18 protein-coding genes, 2 tRNA genes and 1 other RNA gene are annotated in these 17149 nt (G+C 59.2%); 2 read left to right on the forward strand and 19 right to left on the reverse strand.

What is annotated here, in order from left to right; all coding sequences use genetic code 11:
• Positions 1–28: 28 nt before the first annotated feature.
• From dnaX to HPT27_RS13920, 3 genes are all read right to left on the reverse strand, one after another.
• Positions 29–1834, reverse strand: a complete 1806-nt coding sequence (dnaX, locus tag HPT27_RS13910; protein WP_172244513.1) for a DNA polymerase III subunit gamma/tau — start codon at positions 1832–1834, stop codon at positions 29–31.
• A gap of 199 nt (positions 1835–2033) precedes the next feature.
• Positions 2034–2130: signal recognition particle sRNA small type (gene ffs, locus HPT27_RS13915), an RNA gene on the reverse strand.
• Positions 2131–2212: 82 nt separating this feature from the next.
• A tRNA-Ser gene (locus HPT27_RS13920) sits at positions 2213–2303 on the reverse strand.
• A 239-nt stretch (positions 2304–2542) separates the two neighbouring features.
• On the opposite strand from HPT27_RS13920, the gene HPT27_RS13925 reads away from it, so the two are divergent.
• Complete coding sequence (locus HPT27_RS13925) at positions 2543–3667, forward strand: PilT/PilU family type 4a pilus ATPase (protein WP_172244515.1); 1125 nt, start codon at positions 2543–2545, stop codon at positions 3665–3667.
• 121 nt (positions 3668–3788) lie between these two features.
• On the opposite strand, the gene HPT27_RS13930 is transcribed toward HPT27_RS13925, so the two are convergent.
• The 14 genes from HPT27_RS13930 to HPT27_RS13995 all read right to left on the reverse strand — a co-directional run bounded on the left by HPT27_RS13930 (position 3789) and on the right by HPT27_RS13995 (position 14070).
• Positions 3789–4604 (reverse strand): class I SAM-dependent methyltransferase, encoded by an 816-nt coding sequence (locus HPT27_RS13930; protein WP_172244517.1) that lies wholly within the window; start codon positions 4602–4604, stop codon positions 3789–3791.
• Positions 4605–4655: 51 nt separating this feature from the next.
• Positions 4656–5711 (reverse strand): quinolinate synthase NadA, encoded by a 1056-nt coding sequence (nadA, locus tag HPT27_RS13935; protein WP_172244519.1) that lies wholly within the window; start codon positions 5709–5711, stop codon positions 4656–4658.
• Between the two features lie 147 nt (positions 5712–5858).
• Positions 5859–6074 carry a cold-shock protein gene (locus HPT27_RS13940; protein ID WP_172244521.1) on the reverse strand — a complete coding sequence of 72 codons (216 nt, stop codon included), beginning with the start codon at positions 6072–6074 and terminating at the stop codon, positions 5859–5861.
• 297 nt (positions 6075–6371) lie between these two features.
• Positions 6372–6447, reverse strand: a tRNA-Lys gene (locus HPT27_RS13945).
• Between the two features lie 64 nt (positions 6448–6511).
• Positions 6512–6712: a Fe-S cluster assembly protein IscX gene (iscX, locus tag HPT27_RS13950; protein WP_172244523.1), complete on the reverse strand. Its 201-nt coding sequence runs from the start codon at positions 6710–6712 to the stop codon at positions 6512–6514.
• 18 nt (positions 6713–6730) lie between these two features.
• Positions 6731–7069, reverse strand: a complete 339-nt coding sequence (fdx, locus tag HPT27_RS13955) for an ISC system 2Fe-2S type ferredoxin (RefSeq protein WP_172244525.1) — start codon at positions 7067–7069, stop codon at positions 6731–6733.
• A gap of 57 nt (positions 7070–7126) precedes the next feature.
• Positions 7127–8983 carry a Fe-S protein assembly chaperone HscA gene (hscA, locus tag HPT27_RS13960; protein ID WP_172244527.1) on the reverse strand — a complete coding sequence of 619 codons (1857 nt, stop codon included), beginning with the start codon at positions 8981–8983 and terminating at the stop codon, positions 7127–7129.
• 131 nt (positions 8984–9114) lie between these two features.
• A complete protein-coding gene (hscB, locus tag HPT27_RS13965; protein ID WP_172244529.1) occupies positions 9115–9648 on the reverse strand; it encodes a Fe-S protein assembly co-chaperone HscB in 534 nt (177 codons plus the stop codon).
• 14 nt (positions 9649–9662) lie between these two features.
• On the reverse strand, positions 9663–9980 hold the full coding sequence (iscA, locus tag HPT27_RS13970) for an iron-sulfur cluster assembly protein IscA (protein ID WP_211198059.1): 318 nt from the start codon (positions 9978–9980) through the stop codon (positions 9663–9665).
• A 34-nt stretch (positions 9981–10014) separates the two neighbouring features.
• Entirely contained in the window at positions 10015–10407 is a 393-nt protein-coding gene (iscU, locus tag HPT27_RS13975; protein ID WP_172244533.1) for a Fe-S cluster assembly scaffold IscU, read from the reverse strand.
• 172 nt (positions 10408–10579) lie between these two features.
• A complete protein-coding gene (locus tag HPT27_RS13980) occupies positions 10580–11794 on the reverse strand; it encodes an IscS subfamily cysteine desulfurase (RefSeq protein ID WP_172244535.1) in 1215 nt (404 codons plus the stop codon).
• Between the two features lie 35 nt (positions 11795–11829).
• On the reverse strand, positions 11830–12372 hold the full coding sequence (iscR, locus tag HPT27_RS13985; protein ID WP_172244537.1) for a Fe-S cluster assembly transcriptional regulator IscR: 543 nt from the start codon (positions 12370–12372) through the stop codon (positions 11830–11832).
• Between the two features lie 160 nt (positions 12373–12532).
• A complete protein-coding gene (gene cysE / locus HPT27_RS13990) occupies positions 12533–13291 on the reverse strand; it encodes a serine O-acetyltransferase (protein ID WP_172244539.1) in 759 nt (252 codons plus the stop codon).
• 2 nt (positions 13292–13293) lie between these two features.
• A complete protein-coding gene (locus tag HPT27_RS13995; RefSeq protein WP_172244541.1) occupies positions 13294–14070 on the reverse strand; it encodes an RNA methyltransferase in 777 nt (258 codons plus the stop codon).
• A 174-nt stretch (positions 14071–14244) separates the two neighbouring features.
• Between HPT27_RS13995 and HPT27_RS14000 the strand changes: the two genes are divergently transcribed.
• Complete coding sequence (locus HPT27_RS14000) at positions 14245–15027, forward strand: inositol monophosphatase family protein (protein WP_172244543.1); 783 nt, start codon at positions 14245–14247, stop codon at positions 15025–15027.
• Between the two features lie 98 nt (positions 15028–15125).
• Here the strand turns inward: HPT27_RS14000 and HPT27_RS14005 are convergent, their stop codons facing one another.
• Positions 15126–15554, reverse strand: coding sequence for a GNAT family N-acetyltransferase (locus tag HPT27_RS14005; protein WP_172244545.1), 429 nt, complete (start codon positions 15552–15554; stop codon positions 15126–15128).
• Positions 15555–15590: 36 nt separating this feature from the next.
• Complete coding sequence (locus HPT27_RS14010; RefSeq protein WP_172244547.1) at positions 15591–17147, reverse strand: ABC transporter permease; 1557 nt, start codon at positions 17145–17147, stop codon at positions 15591–15593.
• Positions 17148–17149 lie beyond the last annotated feature (2 nt).

Genomic DNA, 17149 nt, shown 5'->3' on the forward strand with positions numbered 1-17149 from the left:
AAGGTGATTTTTCAACGGCTCTGCGCGATCAGTGCAAAGACCGTATGGTGTCCGGCAGCAACCGGCCCTGACTGAGACTCAGCAGCTCGTTCAGCCGTGGATCGCCCTGCAATGACGCCGCCGCCGAGGCCTGTTTTTCTGCCGCGCGCTGGCTGGCCAGATCACGTGCTGTCATGGCACCTGCGGGCATGTCACTGGTCAGCACCAGCGTGATGGAACGGTCCAGCAAGCTGGACAATCCGGTTTCGATTTCTTTCATCCGCGCGGGCGTCAGCATGTCCATGCGCTGGCTGTCGGCAGCAAGGGTAAAGCGCTCGCCGTCGCAGCGCACCAGCGCGGTATTGCGCGCCAGATTGTCAGCGAGCCCGACCAGCTTCATTTCATCAATCCAGTCGAGCCATTGATTGCCCAGCTGCACGAGGCTGGCGTGATGCCAGTTGTCCGGATTCAGTGCACTTGGTGCACGCTCGGCAACCGACGCAGCACTGGTATTGGCACTGGCAGTCGCGGTTGTCGCTGTCGGATTCACCGCAACCGTAGCTGCGACTGGCATTTTTTCTGCGGTCGCCGGGACTTCGGTCACCACAGCGGTGACAACAGCCGGTGTATCGAGCGCCGGCGCGCGAGCTTCGGCAATGCTGTTGCCAGAATTTGCAACGGTGCTGGTCGTTACTGACGTAACGCTTGCTGCCGTGACAGCGGTTTTCGTCACCGCTGCCGACGTCGTGGCAACGGGCGCGGCGCGGCGTTCGCCCTCGCCTACCGGGCGAAAGGCCAGCATCCGCAGCAACGTCATTTCCAGCCCTTCCCGGCCGCTTGGTGCCAGCGGCAAATCGCGCCGACCGTGCAAGGCAATCTGGTAGTAGAGCTGAATATCGGCAGCGCCGAGCGCACCGGCCAACTGCCGGCAAAGCGCCTGTTCGGCATAACTGCTTTGCGGCAACTGCTGCACCACGGCAGCACCGTGCAGCAAACTCAGCAGCTCCGCCAAGACCGCCTCGTGATCCGGGGCAAAACTTTCCATTGCGGCGACCGCCTGCATCACGGCAGCGACATCGCACTGACACAAGGCATTGACCAATTCCGCCAGCGAGGCGTGCTCGATAAATCCGAGCATGTCGCGAACATCGGCCGTTTTCAGTTGGCCCTGACCGTGGGCAATGGCCTGATCCAGCAGGCTGAGGGCGTCGCGCAAACTGCCGTTGGCCGCGCGCGCCACCAGCGGCAGTGTCGACTCTTCAAACGGCACGGTTTCGGTTTTCAGGATGTGGCTCAGCCGGGCAACGATCTGCTCGGGAGTCAACGCCTTCAAATGGAATTGCAGGCAGCGCGACAGCACCGTCACCGGCAGTTTTTGCGGGTCCGTGGTCGCGAGCAGGAACATCACGTGCGGCGGCGGCTCTTCCAGCGTTTTCAGCAGCGCGTTGAAACTGCTGTTGGAGAGCATGTGCACTTCGTCGATCAGGTAGACCTTGTAGCGGCCACGGGTCGGCAGGTACTGGACGTTGTCGAGCAAGTCGCGGGTATCTTCGACCTTGGTCCGCGAGGCGGCATCGACTTCGATCAGGTCGACAAAGCGACCGGAATCCACTTCCTGACAGGCCGCGCACTGGCCACAGGGCGTCGCCGAGACACCAAGCTCACAGTTGAGGCACTTGGCGAAAATCCGGGCGACGGTGGTCTTGCCGACCCCACGAGTGCCGGTAAACAGATAGGCATGATGAAGACGCTGCTGGCCAAGCGCGCTTTGCAGGGCTTTCAGCACATGGCCTTGACCGACCATGTCGTCAAAGCGGCGAGGCCGCCATTTCCGTGCAAGTACCTGATATGTCATGGTTTAGACAACGGCCGAGGTGACTACAGCGAGGCGCGAATGCTACCACGGGCGAGGTCGTGGTTGGTGGCCGATAGCAGCGCAAAGCCAGCAGTGCACGACTGCGGCGCAGGCATCAGCGACTAGCAATATGCCACTAACGGACGATCACACCGATCTAGATGATTGAAGGAGACTGAAACGGGGAAATGGGTGGCAGCCTGCAGAGCACGACCGCGGCGCACGCATCAACGACTACCGTTGCTCCCTTCCGGGCCTGGCGGGGTTCACCGTCTAGCGTCGCGCGGGCACCCTGCAGACCGCCATTGAACGGTAGCCGGGACCGGCTGAAGCCGAATTGAGGCTGGGTACTAACTGAAGGCGGCAACAAATGAGATATGGCGGAGAGAGCGGGATTCGAACCCGCGATACGGGGTTACCGTATACACACTTTCCAGGCGTGCTCCTTCAACCACTCGGACACCTCTCCTGAATCTCACTGCTATACGCTGATCAATGCGGCCAATCAGCGCCCTTTTCCAGACGACCAGCCCAAACGTGGGGGGTCGGAAAAGGCGCGCTAGCTTACCCATTCGACCCCGGCTTGGCAAACGCTTTGCCCACAGGTCAGGATTCGACCGATAACAAACGCTCGTACAGATAACGGCTGTTGGCTTTCCTTTGCTATATTCCGTTGGCTTTCCCCACCCTTCATTCCGGAAACAACAAGTGGACATCAAATTATTATTGCGCCTGATGGCCGAAAAGAACGCTTCCGACCTGTTCTTCAGCACCGGCGCGCCGCCGCACATGAAAATCGAAGGCGTTTCCACGCCGATGGGATCCGGCCCACTGCCACCGGGCGCGATCAAGGAAATTGCTTACGCGCTGATGGACCCCGGCCAAATCAAAGAGTTCGAAGAAAATTGGGAAATGAACTTCGCGCTGGCTGCCGATGGCGTTGGGCGATTCCGCGTCAACGTGTTCAAGCAGCGCGGCGAAGTCGGTATTGTCATGCGCCACATCAAGTCCAATATTCCGCATATCGACACGCTGAAGCTGCCGCCGATCATCAAGAACCTGATCATGGAGCGGGTCGGACTGCTGTTGATCTGCGGCCCGACCGGCTCAGGCAAGTCGACCACGCTCGCCTCGCTGATTGACTACCGCAACCGGCGTGAAACCGGCCACATTCTGACCATCGAAGATCCGATCGAATTCCTTCACGACCACAAGCTGTCAATTGTCGACCAGCGCGAAATCGGCGTTGACACCAAGAGCTTTCACTACGCGCTGAAGAACGCCATGCGGGAAGCACCCGATGTGATCCTGATCGGTGAAATCCGCGACTCCGAAGCCATGGAGCATGCACTGAATTACGCCCAGACCGGCCACCTGGTCTTGGCCACCATTCACGGCAACAACTGCCGGCAAGTGCTGGACCGGATCCGCAACCTGTTCCCGCAAGACATGCGCGGCCATGTGATGAAGGAATTGTCGTCGGTACTGAAAGGTATCGTCTCGCAGCGGCTGGTCAAATCCGGTACCGGTGCCCGGATGCCGGCCGCCGAAGTGATGATGATGGCACCAGATATTGCCGAGATCATTCAGAAAGGCTTTCTGGAAGACCTGCCGAAAGCAATTGAGAAAAACTATGTCGACGGCATGCGCACGTTTGACCAGTCGCTCTATGACTTGTACAAGGGCGGCCTGATCACCCGGGAAGATGCGCTGTTCTACGCCGAATCGAAAACCGACCTCAGCCTGCGCATGCGGCTCGGTGAAGCCGGCGACAAAACCAATGTACAGCCGGTGGCGAAAGAAAAAGCCAATCCGTTCAAGACCGAGCTGTAATTTCGCCGGTCCTGTTGCTGCGGTGTTGCCTGCCGCGTCGGTTGCACGACAGGCAGCGCAGCAGCAAAACAAAAGGGCGCCAGCGGCGCCCTTTTGTTTTCTTGCATTTACGTGCCAGCCATCATTTGCCCGGCTTGACGAACTTCAGCGTCATGCGGTCGCTCTCACCAATGGCGAGATACTTCTCCCGGTCCTTATCGCCGTTGGTCAACGTCGGAGGCAAAGCCCAAACGCCATTTTCATGATCGGCGTTGTCCTTGCTGTTGGCGTTGATCTCGGATTTCGCCGCCAGCTTGAAACCCACGCTTTCCGCCATTTTGATCACGTAGGCTTCGTGCATGTAGCCACTTTTTTCCTGATCGCTGTCGGGCCGAGCGGCCGGCAGGCGATGCTCGACAACACCGAGCACGCCACCCGGCTTCAACGCGGTGAACATGGCCTTGAAAGAGGCCTGTACATTGGCATCACCGCCACCCCGCATCCACCAGTTATGGACATTGCGGAAAGTCAGCACCAGATCGGCACTGCCGGCCGGCGCCACGGCCAGCTGCGTCGGCGGATTGAATACCGTCAGCTCAACCTTGCCATAAATCTCGGGCTTGGCCGCCAGCTTGGCCTGATAAGCCGCGAGGTTCTTCTTGTAATAGTCGCTGGTCGAATTGGGATCAAAATGGGCAGCGTAGAATTTGCCATTTGCCTTCAAATACGGCGCCAGAATCTCGGTATACCAGCCACCACCACCGGGCCAGATCTCGACCACGGTCTGATTGGGTTTGAGGCCAAAAAACGCCAAGGTCTCTGCCGGATGGCGGAAGCCATCGCGGGCAACATTGGCCGGTTCACGATGGCTTCCCGCCAGCGCTTGTTGCAGCTCGGTATCGGCAGCTGCCGCCGAGAAACTCAACACCAGGGCGACCGCGGCAATCAGTTGCTTCATGGGTTCTGCTCCATCCGTTAACGAGGAATAGCGGTTTGCAAAAAAATCAGCTCAGGCACGCCCCACCGAACGCACACCACGCTGCTGGGCAAAATCCAGCATGCGTTGCAGCGATTGCAGTGCTCCGGGGATCACCGCCGGATCGACCGTGATTTCGTGTCCCGGTTCCGTAAACACGGCAGCCAGATTGTCCAGCGCGTTCATCCGCATCCACGGACAGTGCGCGCAAGACCGGCAACTGCCACCGGCACCGGCAGTTGGCGCAATGATGAATTCCTTGTCCGGTGCCGCCTGTTGCATCTTGTAGAAAATGCCGCCGTCGGTGGCAACAATCAATTGTTTGTGCGGCAAGGTTTTGGCTGCGTTGATCAACTGCGAGGTCGAGCCGACCGCGTCGGCCAGCGCAATGACCGACTCCGGTGATTCCGGGTGTACCAGCACGGCTGCATCCGGATACATGGCCTTGCTTTGCGCCAGCGCTTTGGCCTTGAATTCGTCGTGTACGACACAGGTGCCATTCCACAGCAGCATGTCAGCGTCGGTTTTTTCCTGAATATAACGGCCGAGATTTCGGTCCGGCGCCCAGATGAGTTTCTCACCGCGCTCGCTCAGGTATTCCACCACGTCGACGGCAATGCTGGATGTCACCACCCAATCGGCGCGCGCTTTGACCGCCGCCGACGTGTTGGCATAGACAATGACCGTGCGATCCGGATGGGCATCACAAAACGCAGCGAACTGGTCAGCGGGACAACCCAGATCAAGCGAACATTCCGCCTGCAATGTCGGCATCAGAACGCGCTTTTCCGGATTCAGAATCTTGGCCGTTTCGCCCATGAAGCGGACGCCGGCGACAATCACCGTCGACGCCGGATGACGGTTGCCAAATCGGGCCATTTCCAGTGAGTCCGACACACAGCCGCCGGTCTCTTCGGCCAGCTCCTGCAAGTCGGGGTCGGTGTAGTAATGCGCCACCAGCACGGCATCTTCAGCGCGCAACTGCTGCTTGATGCGCTCGCGCAATTGCGTACGTTCCACGGCGCTGAAATCACGCGGCGGCAAGGTGGCTGGGATCTCCAGCCGAATGGCTTCAGGCACGGCGCTCATGAGGGTATCCGGAGCGGACTAGCATCAGGTTGCGGGATTATACGCCGTCAGCCGGCAACACGTGGTTCCCACCGTAACCGGATGTTTATCGGCAGAAATAAAAACGGCCAGCAAAGCCGGCCGTTTTTATAGTGACATCGAACGCGGTTAGACCACCGTCACGTCCTGGGCTTGCAGGCCTTTCTGGCCTTGGCCGACGACAAACTCGACTTGCTGGCCGTCCACCAAGGAACGGCGACCGCCATCAGCGCGAATTTGGGTGTAATGCACGAACACGTCGTTGCCACCCTGTTCCCGCATGATGAAACCGAAACCCTTTTCGTCGTTAAACCACTTCACTGTGCCTTTTTCGCGATTCGACATACTCAAATACCTTTACTCTATGGCTGTACTGGTGCCTGAATTTGCGCAGGAAACTTGCGCGGCGAGCGCGATAATAGCATTTCCAATTTACCGGCCAAGCGGATTTTGCCCCGGCAAATTGGTGCCAGCGGAACAACGCGGACGCGTGTTCAAATCAAGGCAAGGAGCTGGGAATACGGCCGGATAATTTTTGACCAATCACGGCCAGCGTCCGCTGCGCGGCGGGCCAAGAGCCTGTTTTTACCGGATTGGAAAACAAAAAACGCCGGCAATTGCCAGCGTTTTTGCTCGAATAAATGGTGGGTCGGGCGAGATTCGAACTCGCGACCAACGGATTAAAAGTCCGCTGCTCTACCGACTGAGCTACCGACCCATCGCGAAGAGGCCGCTATCTTACGGATTTTCTTCCGGAAATCAAGCGGAAAGGGAAAAGGTTTTCAGTCAGTTTCATCAATCCAGGCTTGCTGGATGGCTTCCAGTACTTTCTCGCCACTGCGGGCCGGATCGTCCGCAAAATCAGGTAGTTGCAGAACCCAGTTGCGAAGGTCCACGAAATTGACAAAGGCCGGGTCCACGTCCGGATGGCGGTCCGACAGCGCGATGGCGATTTCCAGAACATCAGTCCATTTCAGTGCCATAACCTGCTCCCCGTCTGCTCAATGCCGTTCCGATGCCAGATTGATGGTGTAGCGCGGGATCTCGATCGTCAGATCCTGCTCCGCCACCTTGGCCTGACACGACAACCGCGACACCGGCGTCAAACCCCATGCGCGATCGAGCAGATCGTCCTCGTCTTCGTCGCTTGCCGCCAGCGACTGAAAGCCCTGCTTCACCACCACATGGCAGGTCGTGCAGGCGCAGGCCATTTCGCAAGCGTGATCGATACCAATCTTGTTGCGCAGCGCGACATCAAGAATGGTTTCACCCGATTTTGCCTCAACGGTCGCGCCGTTCGGGCAGAGTTCCGGATGCGGAAGAAACGTCAATTTTGGCATAGCAATCCGTACCTGAAGCCACGGCAACAAAACGCTGTCGCCGTCGGCAAAAATATATTACAGCTGCTCGAGCGATTGCCCAACCAGCGCCGCCGCAATGCTGCGGTCCATCCGGCGCGCAGCAAATGCGGCACTTTGTCGATCCAGCTCGGCAATCGCCGATTTGATCGCGGCGACATCGTCACCAGCAGCAGTCCGTTCCAGCACCTGCATGGCGACATGCAAGGCCTCGCGTTCGGTCGCGCTCAACAATTCGCCATCACTGCGCATTGCGGCCCGTAGCGCCACCAACACCCGGTCGGCATCGACCTGCTGCTCGCGCAGCAGCCGCGCCTGCATATCCTCGCGAGCGTGTTGCATCGACGCTTCCAGCATTTCCCGAATACTGCTGTCACTGAGCCCATATGAAGGCTTGACCTGCACCGAGGCCTGAACGCCGGTATGCGTCTCCTGCGCCGAGACACTGAGCAAACCATCGGCATCGACCTGAAAGCTCACCCGAATACGGGCCGCACCCGCGACCATCGCCGGAATGCCGCGCAACTCAAATTTGGCCAGCGACCGGCAATCCTGAACCAGTTCCCGTTCGCCTTGTACCACGTGAATGCTCATGGCCGTTTGACCGTCAGCAAACGTGGTGAACTCCTGGGCCCGGGTCACCGGAATAGTTGTATTGCGCGCAATCACTTTTTCAACGATACCGCCCATCGTCTCCAAACCGAGCGAGAGCGGGATGACATCGAGCAACAGCAGATCATTTTCGCTCTTGTTGCCGATCAGTACATTGGCCTGAATGGCGGCACCAATGGCCACCACTTTATCCGGATCGATGGTGGTCAATCCGTCGCGACCAAAAAACGCTGCGACCGCCTCACGTACCGCCGGCATCCGCGTCGAACCACCGACCAGCACGCACTCGCGAATCTCGTCAAGCTGAACGCCGGCATCGCGAATGCAGCGACGGCAGGCCTGCATCGTGCGCTTGATAAAGGGCTCCGCCAGTTGCTTCAGCTGCTCGCGGCTTACCGCGACATCGCCCTTGCCGAGCACATTGACCGTCACGGTTTCCTGAATGCTCAAACACTCTTTGACGTGCCGGGCCAATTGCAACAAGGTGCGCAGCGTCTTGCTGTCGGCATTGGCATCCTGATTCACTGCAGCGGCCAGCACCAGCGCCAACGCCCCATCGATATCGTCGCCGCCAAGCGCGCTGTCGCCGCCGGTGGCCAGCACTTCAAACACGCCGCGCGCGAGGCGCAGAATGGAAATATCAAAGGTGCCACCGCCGAGATCGTAAACGGCAAAAACGCCCTCTTCCCGGCTGTCGAGACCGTAGGCAACAGCGGCGGCGGTTGGCTCGTTCAGCAAGCGCAGCACATTGAGTCCGGCGAGCTGCGCCGCATCTTTGGTCGCTTGTCGCTGGGCGTCATCAAAATACGCCGGAACGGTAATGACAACGCCTTGCAGGCTGTCACCGAGCGAGGCTTCGGCGCGGCGTGCTAACACTTTCAGAATTTCGCTGGATGCTTCCACGGGCGTGCGCGGACCGGCCGCCGTGACAAAGGCCGGCAGGCCATCCGGCGTGCTGACAAATTGGTGAGTGGCGTGGCCGGTCAACTGATGGATGTCAGCCATACCGCGGCCCATCAGGCGCTTGACCGACAGCAGGGTGTTGGCGGCATGCTCGGCAGCGCTGTCACGCACCAGGCGGCCCACCTGGACACTGCCATCGGCAAGATAACGCACAGCGGACGGCAACAGGTGCTCGCCACTTTCATCAGCCAGCGTTTCGGCGCTGCCGCTGCGGACGCTGGCAATCAGAGAGTTGGTTGTGCCCAGATCAATACCGGCAGCCAGCCGATGCTGGTGCGGTGCGGTGCTCATGCCCGGTTCGGCAATCTGTAAAAGCGGCATGGCCTTCCTCGTCAAACCCAATACGGTGGCGGCATCTGCCGGCGGAACAATCCATCGGCAATCAGCACTCGCCTACTCGCACAGGGGCAACACAGTCAGCGCCTGATCACGAATGCGTCACCGCGATTCGCTCAGGCTTCATCCAGCACTGCGTTGATTTCGTATTCGGTTTCTTCCCGCAACTTGCGGAAGAACATCAGTTTCTGAATTTCGGTACGGCCCTGGACTAGATGCAAATGCATGAGGTCGGCAAATTCACGCGCCAGCTTCTGTTCCTGCATCTGCTCCAGCTGGCGAACGCGCGTGGCAAACGCTTCCAGCGCCGCCAGTTCCCGATCTGCGTGCAGACCTTCGAGCTCTTCACGCAGCTCCATCTGCTCGAACAGAAACGCCTTGTCCTGAATGGTTTGTTCGTCCTGCCAGTTGCCGCCATGCTGCTGCAACAAATAGCGGGCCCGGCTGACCGGATCACGCAGGGTCTGAAACGCATCGTTGATGCGCGCGGCCTGGCTGACCGCCATCAGCCGCTCGCTTTCACCGGCGTTGGCGTAGCGATCAGGATGCACCGCCTTTTGCAACTCGCGGTAACGGCGAGTCAAGTCATCGCGATCAAGCGCATAACTCGGCGACAACCCGAAAAGGGCAAAGTAATCGTTGGCAGTCACAGCGGGTTCAACATTCAGACAGTGAAGCTTTCGCCACAACCGCACTCACCCTTGACGTTCGGGTTGTTGAACTTGAAACCTTCGTTCAAGCCTTCGCGGACGAAATCGAGTTCGGTGCCATCGAGATAGACCAGACTCTTCTTGTCGATGATGACGTTGACGCCCTTGTCATTGAACACGGCGTCTTCTTCTTCATTGATGCCATCGACAAATTCCAGCACGTAGGACAGACCGGAACAGCCGGTCGTCTTGACGCCCAGGCGGACGCCAAAGCCTTTGCCGCGATTGGCCAAAAACTTGCGCACCCGATCTGCTGCGCTATCCGACAACATGATGGCCACGATGCTCGCTCCTCAACCGGTTCGCTCAGTTCTGGGTCTGTTCGCGCTTGGCTTTGTAATCGGCCACCGCTGCCTTGATGGCATCTTCGGCCAGCACCGAGCAATGGATCTTGACCGGCGGCAAGGCCAGCTCTTGGGCGATATCGGTGTTCTTGATCAGCGCAGCTTCGTCGAGCGTCTTGCCCTTGACCCACTCGGTCACCAGCGACGACGACGCAATCGCCGAGCCACAGCCATAGGTCTTGAACTTGGCATCTTCGATGCGACCATCCTTGCCGACCTTGATCTGCAGCTTCATGACGTCGCCGCAAGCTGGCGCACCGACCATGCCGGTACCGACATCGCTGTCGTTCTTGTCGAGCGAGCCGACATTGCGCGGATGCTCGTAATGATCGATGACTTTATTGCTGTATGCCATGGTACACCTCGTAAAGCATGAATTCTGTTTCGAGCAACGCCTGATTCAGTGCAAAGACCGGCTTAGTGCGCGGCCCATTCGACTTGGCTCAAGTCGACGCCATCCTTGTACATTTCCCGGAAGTGCCGAGACATTTCACGCCGCCTCAAACACCTCCGACGTTTGCGCGTTCTTAGTGCGCAGCCCACTCGACTGTGGAGAGGTCGACCCCGTCTTTGTACATTTCCCACAGCGGTGACATCTCACGCAAGCGGGTGACGGCCTTGCGAATTTCCGCAATGGCAAAATCAATCTGCGCTTCGGTGGTGAAGCGGCCGATGGTGAAACGCAGCGAACTATGAGCAAGCTCATCGGAACGACCGAGCGCGCGCAGCACGTACGACGGCTCAAGGCTGGCCGAGGTACAGGCCGACCCCGACGATACCGCCAGATCTTTCAACGCCATGATCAGCGATTCGCCTTCGACATAATTGAAGCTGACATTGAGGTTGCCAGCGACCCGGCGGTCGGCATCACCGTTCAAATGCACTTCTTCCAGATCCTGGATGCCGTTCCAGAGCTTGTGACGCAATTGCAGCACGCGCTCGTTTTCTGCCGCCATTTCCAGTTTGGCCAAACGATAGGCTTCGCCCATGCCGACGATCTGATGGGTCGGCAGCGTGCCCGAACGCATGCCACGTTCGTGACCACCACCGTGCATTTGCGGGGCGATACGGGCACGCGGCTTGCGGCGCACATAGAGCGCGCCGATGCCTTTCGGGCCATAGGTCTTGTGACTGGTCAGTGACATCAGATCAACCGGAGTCTTTTCGACATCGATGACCAATTTGCCCGTTGATTGGGCCGCATCGACGTGAAACAGAATGCCGCGGGCGCGAGTCATGGCGCCGATGGCGTCGATATCCTGGATGACGCCAATCTCGTTGTTGACGTGCATGATCGACACCAGAATGGTGTCAGCACGCAAACTGGCTTCGAGCTTGGCCAGATCAATCAGGCCATTCGGCTCCGGATCCAGATAAGTCACCTCATAGCCCTGCCCTTCCAGATAGCGGCAGGTATCCAGCACGGCCTTGTGCTCGGTCTTGCAGGTGACAATGTGCTTGCCCTTGTCCTTGTAGAACTCGGCCACGCCCTTGATAGCAAGGTTGTCCGATTCGGTCGCGCCGGACGTCCAGACGATTTCACGCGGATCGGCGTTGATAAGTTCCGCAACAAACTGGCGCGCCTCTTCGACCGCTTCTTCGGCTTGCCAGCCGAACTTGTGCGAGCGCGAAGCCGGGTTGCCGAACAGGCCATCCTCGGTCAGGCATTGCATCATTTTTTCCGCGACGCGCGGGTCAACCGGCGTGGTCGCCGAGTAGTCGAGATAAACCGGCAATTTCATAGGGGTTACCGCTTGCATGAGCATCAAACTCCGCCTCAAACGCCAGAAGCAACGCCGCGCTTGGCGACGGCTGGCGTGGATTCTTCCAATTCAATCGCGATCAGTCGCGCACTATCGATACGAGCGTTATCGCTTTTTGCATCACGCCGATGCTGACGTTCGGCAATGTGCTGGACCTCGCGCCGGGCAACGACCTGCGCCAGGCTGATACCGCTCAGAAAGTTGTAAATCTGGTTGCTGAGATCGAGCCAGAGCCGATGGGTCAGGCACTCTTCGCCTTCGTCACAGGTGCCGGTGCCGCCACAGCGGGTGGCGTCGATGTTTTCGTTCACAGCAGTAATGACCTCGGCCACATTGATGGCGTCGGCGCTGCGGCCAAGCCGGTAACCGCCACCGGGACCACGGACACTGGTGACCAGCCCTTCGCGGCGCAGCTGGGCAAACAACTGCTCCAAGTAGGACAGCGAAATGCCTTGTCGCGCCGAAACCTCGGCCAGCGCCACCGGACCTTCGTCATGGTGCAGCGCAAGATCCAGCATGGCGGTAACGGCGTAACGGCCTTTGGTGCTCAGTTTCATGATATCCAACCGGCAGGAATGCCCGAGCGGGCAACTGGGGCAATTATACAAAAGACCGAGTGTTTTAGTAAATTATCTAAAGCGCCGGAATATTCCCGCCCGCCACCGCAAATCTGGATTCATTTTCTATATGAATCAATAAATTGAAAAACAAACCTCATCAAATGAAGTAATCGATGCCGTTGGCATCGTGTTCATCCAACAATGGCTGGAAGGCACGTTTGTCCAGGGACGGCAGCTCTGCACAGTCCAGCCGGATGCCGTTGCTGCGCAACGTGGTCTCGAGCAGACGCATCCGGGCATCGGTGGCGGTGATGTGTTGCAGCAGGCTGGCCAGCGCCGGCGACAGCGGGTCGCGCATGCTGGTGTCCACCCCATAAGGTTGGAAGCCATCGGCCTTGCGCTCGTCGGCGCCGAGCACCTTGCCCGGAATGCCAACCACGGTTGCGCCGGCCGGCACTTCCCGGACGACGACAGCATTGGAGCCGATACGGGCACCGTCGCCGACAAAGAACGAACCCAGCACCTTGGCGCCGGCGCCGACCACAACGCCCTTGCCCAAGGTCGGGTGACGTTTGCCCTGATTCAAACTGGTGCCACCCAGCGTGACGCCTTGATAAAGGGTGCAGTCATCGCCGACCTCGGCGGTCTCACCAATCACCACGCCCATGCCATGATCGATTAACACCCGCCGGCCAATCTTGGCCCCGGGATGGATCTCGACCCCGGTCCACCAGCGGACCCAGCCGGACAGCCAGCGCGCCAGCCAGCGCAGCTTCCAGCGCCAAAGCCGGCTGGTCAGCCGCTGCCACCAGATGGCTTGCAAGCCGGGATAGTTGGTCAACACATCAAAGACATTGCGCGCGGCCGGGTCATGGGTCAGCACATTGCGAATGTCTTCTCGAATACGGCCAAACATGCTCAGTCCTCGTTCTGATCGGCAGCATCGCCCGGACCGGTCGCCTCGCCGCCTGCTGCGGTCGCTTCCTCGGTCGCGCGCAGCATGCCGCGCAGGATATTGACCTCGCGCTGGCTCGGCCGCGCCCGCAGGTACAAGCGGCGCAGCCGCTCGAACAGCTTTTCCGAGGCGGTCGGTTTGAGGAACTCTATCTGCAGCAGTACCCGCTGCATATGCACAAACAGCTCATCCATATACTCGGCCGACGCCGGCAGATCGCGCAGATCACCGGGCTCGGTCGGCACCACCGCGCCGGTCACGGTCGCCATTCGCAGCTCATAGGCAATGAGTTGCACGGCCGACGCCAGGTTCAAGGAGCTGTAGTCCGGATTGGCCGGGATATAAACGTGGTAATGGCAGAGCGCCAGCTCATCATTAAAGAGGCCATGCGCTTCGCGGCCGAACAGAATCGCGGCCGGCAAACCGCCCGGCTCGTCGCGCAGCCGTTCGGCAATCTGGCGCGGGTTCAGTACCTCGAACTGCAGGCCGCGGATGCGGGCCGACGTACCGATGACCGTCCGACAGCCGGCAACGGCTGCCTCGACACTGTCATGGACTTGCGCTGCCAGCAGCACATCGAGGCCGCCACAGGAGCGGGCCCGGGCTTCGCCGTCGATGGCGTCGCGCGGATTGACCAGCCGCAAATCGGTCAGGCCCATGGTTTTCATGGCCCGCGCGACCGCGCCGATATTGCCGGAATGCTGGGGATGACTGAGGACGATGCGGATCTGGTCGAGCACGGCGGGCCGTCGGATTCGGGTCTGGTCTGGCAGATGGCCGGCTGGCCATCTTGAACGAAGGTCGCGGATTCTAGCAGGTCAGCCGGAAATCCGCCGACCACGATTGGCGGCCGGCGGCCGATTCTGCTACTCTTCGCGCCCGAATTTTCCGCTCTTTTCCAACACGGTTCTGCCATGCATCCGCTGCTTACTATTGCCGTACGGGCCGCCCGCGCGGCCGGCTCCAGCCTGCTCCGCACGATGGAGAATTTTGACAAGCTCAAGGCGAGCGCCAAAGGTCGTAACGACTTTGTCTCGGATGCCGATCACAAGGCAGAACACGCCATCATCGAGACCATCCGCAAGTCCTATCCCGAGCACGCCTTCCTCGCCGAGGAAAGCGGTCAACAAGGCGACAACGAAGTCGTCTGGATTATCGACCCGCTCGATGGCACCACCAATTACCTGCACGGTCTGCCGCATTTCTGCATCTCGATTGCCGCCCAGATCAAAGGCAAAGTTGAACACGGCCTGATTTACGATCCGCTCCGCGACGAGCTGTTCACCGCCTCGCGCGGCGGCGGCGCCATGTTGAACGGCAAGCGTATGCGGGTATCCGGCAAAGTCCGTTTGGAAGAAGCCTTGCTGGCCACGGCGTTCCCGTTCCACGGCATCGTCTCGATGGACAAATACATGGCCGGCTTCAATTCGGTCTACCCGAATTGCAGTGACATCCGCCGCATGGGCAGCGCTGCGCTGGATTTGGCCTATGTTGCCGCCGGTCGTTTCGACGGTTACTGGGAATACGGCGTCAAGACCTGGGATATCGCCGCCGGCACGCTGATGGTGCTGGAAGCCGGCGGTCTGGTGACCGACATGAATGGCGGCACCGATTTTGGCGGCGCCAACGGCATTGTTTGCGCCAACCCGAAACTGTTCAAACCGCTGGTGCAGGCGCTGAAAGGTCAAACGGCCTGAGCGTTGACCGCTAGCGCCGCAAAAAAAAAACTGAAAGAAAAGCCGGGCCACGAAAGTGGCCCGGCTTTTTTATTTCTTGAAGTCACGAAGCAGAAGCTTCAAGTCGGCGGTCGCGGCAGACTGTAGCTGACTTCCACTGCATTTTTCATCGCGCCACGCTGCCAGCCTTTGGCCAGATAGAACCGATCGGCGCGGGTGTTGATGCTGGTACTCAAGATCACCTGTTGATGACCGTTTTGAAACAGCCACTCGGTCGCCAGCGTCAGCAACTGACTACCGATACCGCGGTCTTCAAACCCGGGGCGGACGAACAAGGCCCAGATTGAGCCATCGGCGCTGGCGGCATAAGAAAAACCAACGATAGCGCCATCCTGTTCACAGACCCAGCCACGGCCCAGACGGTCGAGATAGTCCTCGCACAACTGCGGCGTGACCTTGCTCGGATCGGACAGCACATTCTCTTTCACGAGAAAACGAATCTCGAAAATGGCCGGGATATCCGCTGCGTTAGCGCGCCGAAAGTTCATTCCTTTACTCGTTGGTTTCTGTCTCTGGTCGGCAGTCTAGCGCTGCTGCCAGCGCCGAACCAGCCACACCAACAGCACCAGCCCGGCGGCTGCAATACCATACCCAAGGCGGCTGCCATCCGTTGCCACATTGTTGATGCCGGCAAAATCAAAGCCGGGTTCGCTGTGGGCATTGAGCGTCATGTAAATCAAAAACAGATAACCACCCGCAAACAGTTTGCTGCCGCGTGACATCACACCAATGGCAACGGTGGCGGCCGCACAAAACAGCAATCCCACCACCAACGTCAACGCCTGAACCGGATCGGCGATCAGCAAACGAACCAGCGCCACACCGACAAACAGCAGCAGGGTCAAGACCGCGCCAGCCAACTTCCAACGTAGAAAACGCTCGGGCAATCGCGGCGCGGCGGCCAGCACCTGCCACATGCCGGTTTGCTGATCCCGCACGCCCAGCTCGGCCGTTGCCAACGCGCCGGCACTGAGGCTGAAAACCAGCGTATTGGCGACATCGGCCGTCGGCACCACCAAGGCGACGATATTGCCGATGAGCAACAGCAGCAGCCAAATCGGCGTCGCCGTCAAGGTCAGCAAAACATCGGACAATACGTGCGCCAGTGGCGCCGGCAAATTCGGCAACACGGTCCAGAACGGCCGCAGCAAACGCCGCAGAAACTGCAGCCGGCGATTGATGCCGGCCCACCAGGCCACACCAGCGGTTACCGCATCGGCTTTGACCTTGTCCGGGTTGTAGCGATGAAACCGGAAAACGGCCAGTGCCAACAACAGCATCGGCGGAACCAATGCCAGACAACGGACCAGCACCAGCGACCAATCGAGGCCGTGCAAGGCAATCGGAGGCAAGCTGCTATCAAAGTCGCCAAACCCCACGCTGAGATTGCTGCTCGCAAACTGCGTGCTCAGTTGCACCACGATAAAGCCCATGCCAGTCACATCGAGCATGCCGGCCCAACCGGAAAGCGATTTGCTCTCGCCCGCATTGATAGTGGCTGAAAGCAAACCGCCCCAGATAAACAAATAAAGCACATCACCAAAGCGACCGCGCAACCAGCGCTCGCTCTCAAACCACAAGGCTATTGCCGACACAAACAGCACCTGCGGCACGAAAATGACGCCATAGACCGCCAGAAAATCAAAAACATTAATCGCCGCTTCACCGCGCAGCAACTGCACCAGCATGCCGCCAGGTATCATCGCCAGGACAACGCAGCCGAGATACGCGGCATTGCCGAGCCATTTCCCGAGTATCAGCGCACTGCTGCTGGCTGGTGTTGCCGCCAACACCGCGCCCATCCGAACCCGGACATCACGACTAAGGCTGTTGCTGATCAGGTAATAGCCAGCCAGGGAAATCAGGATGGTTGCCAGACTGCTGCCACCGAGCGCAATCGCCAGCGAGTCATACAGCACACGCTGGCTGCCGGAGCTGATCACGGTATAACCCGATGCCGGATCCGGCACCATCCAGAAGCCGCCGATCATCATCAACACCATCATGATGAGGGTGCTGAGTCGGCGTAGCCGCAGGATCATTTCAACACGGGCGACCTGGAAAACGGTTGAGCTGAACATGA

Source organism: Permianibacter fluminis (assembly GCF_013179735.1).
Taxonomy (GTDB): Bacteria; Pseudomonadota; Gammaproteobacteria; order Enterobacterales; family Permianibacteraceae; genus Permianibacter; species Permianibacter fluminis.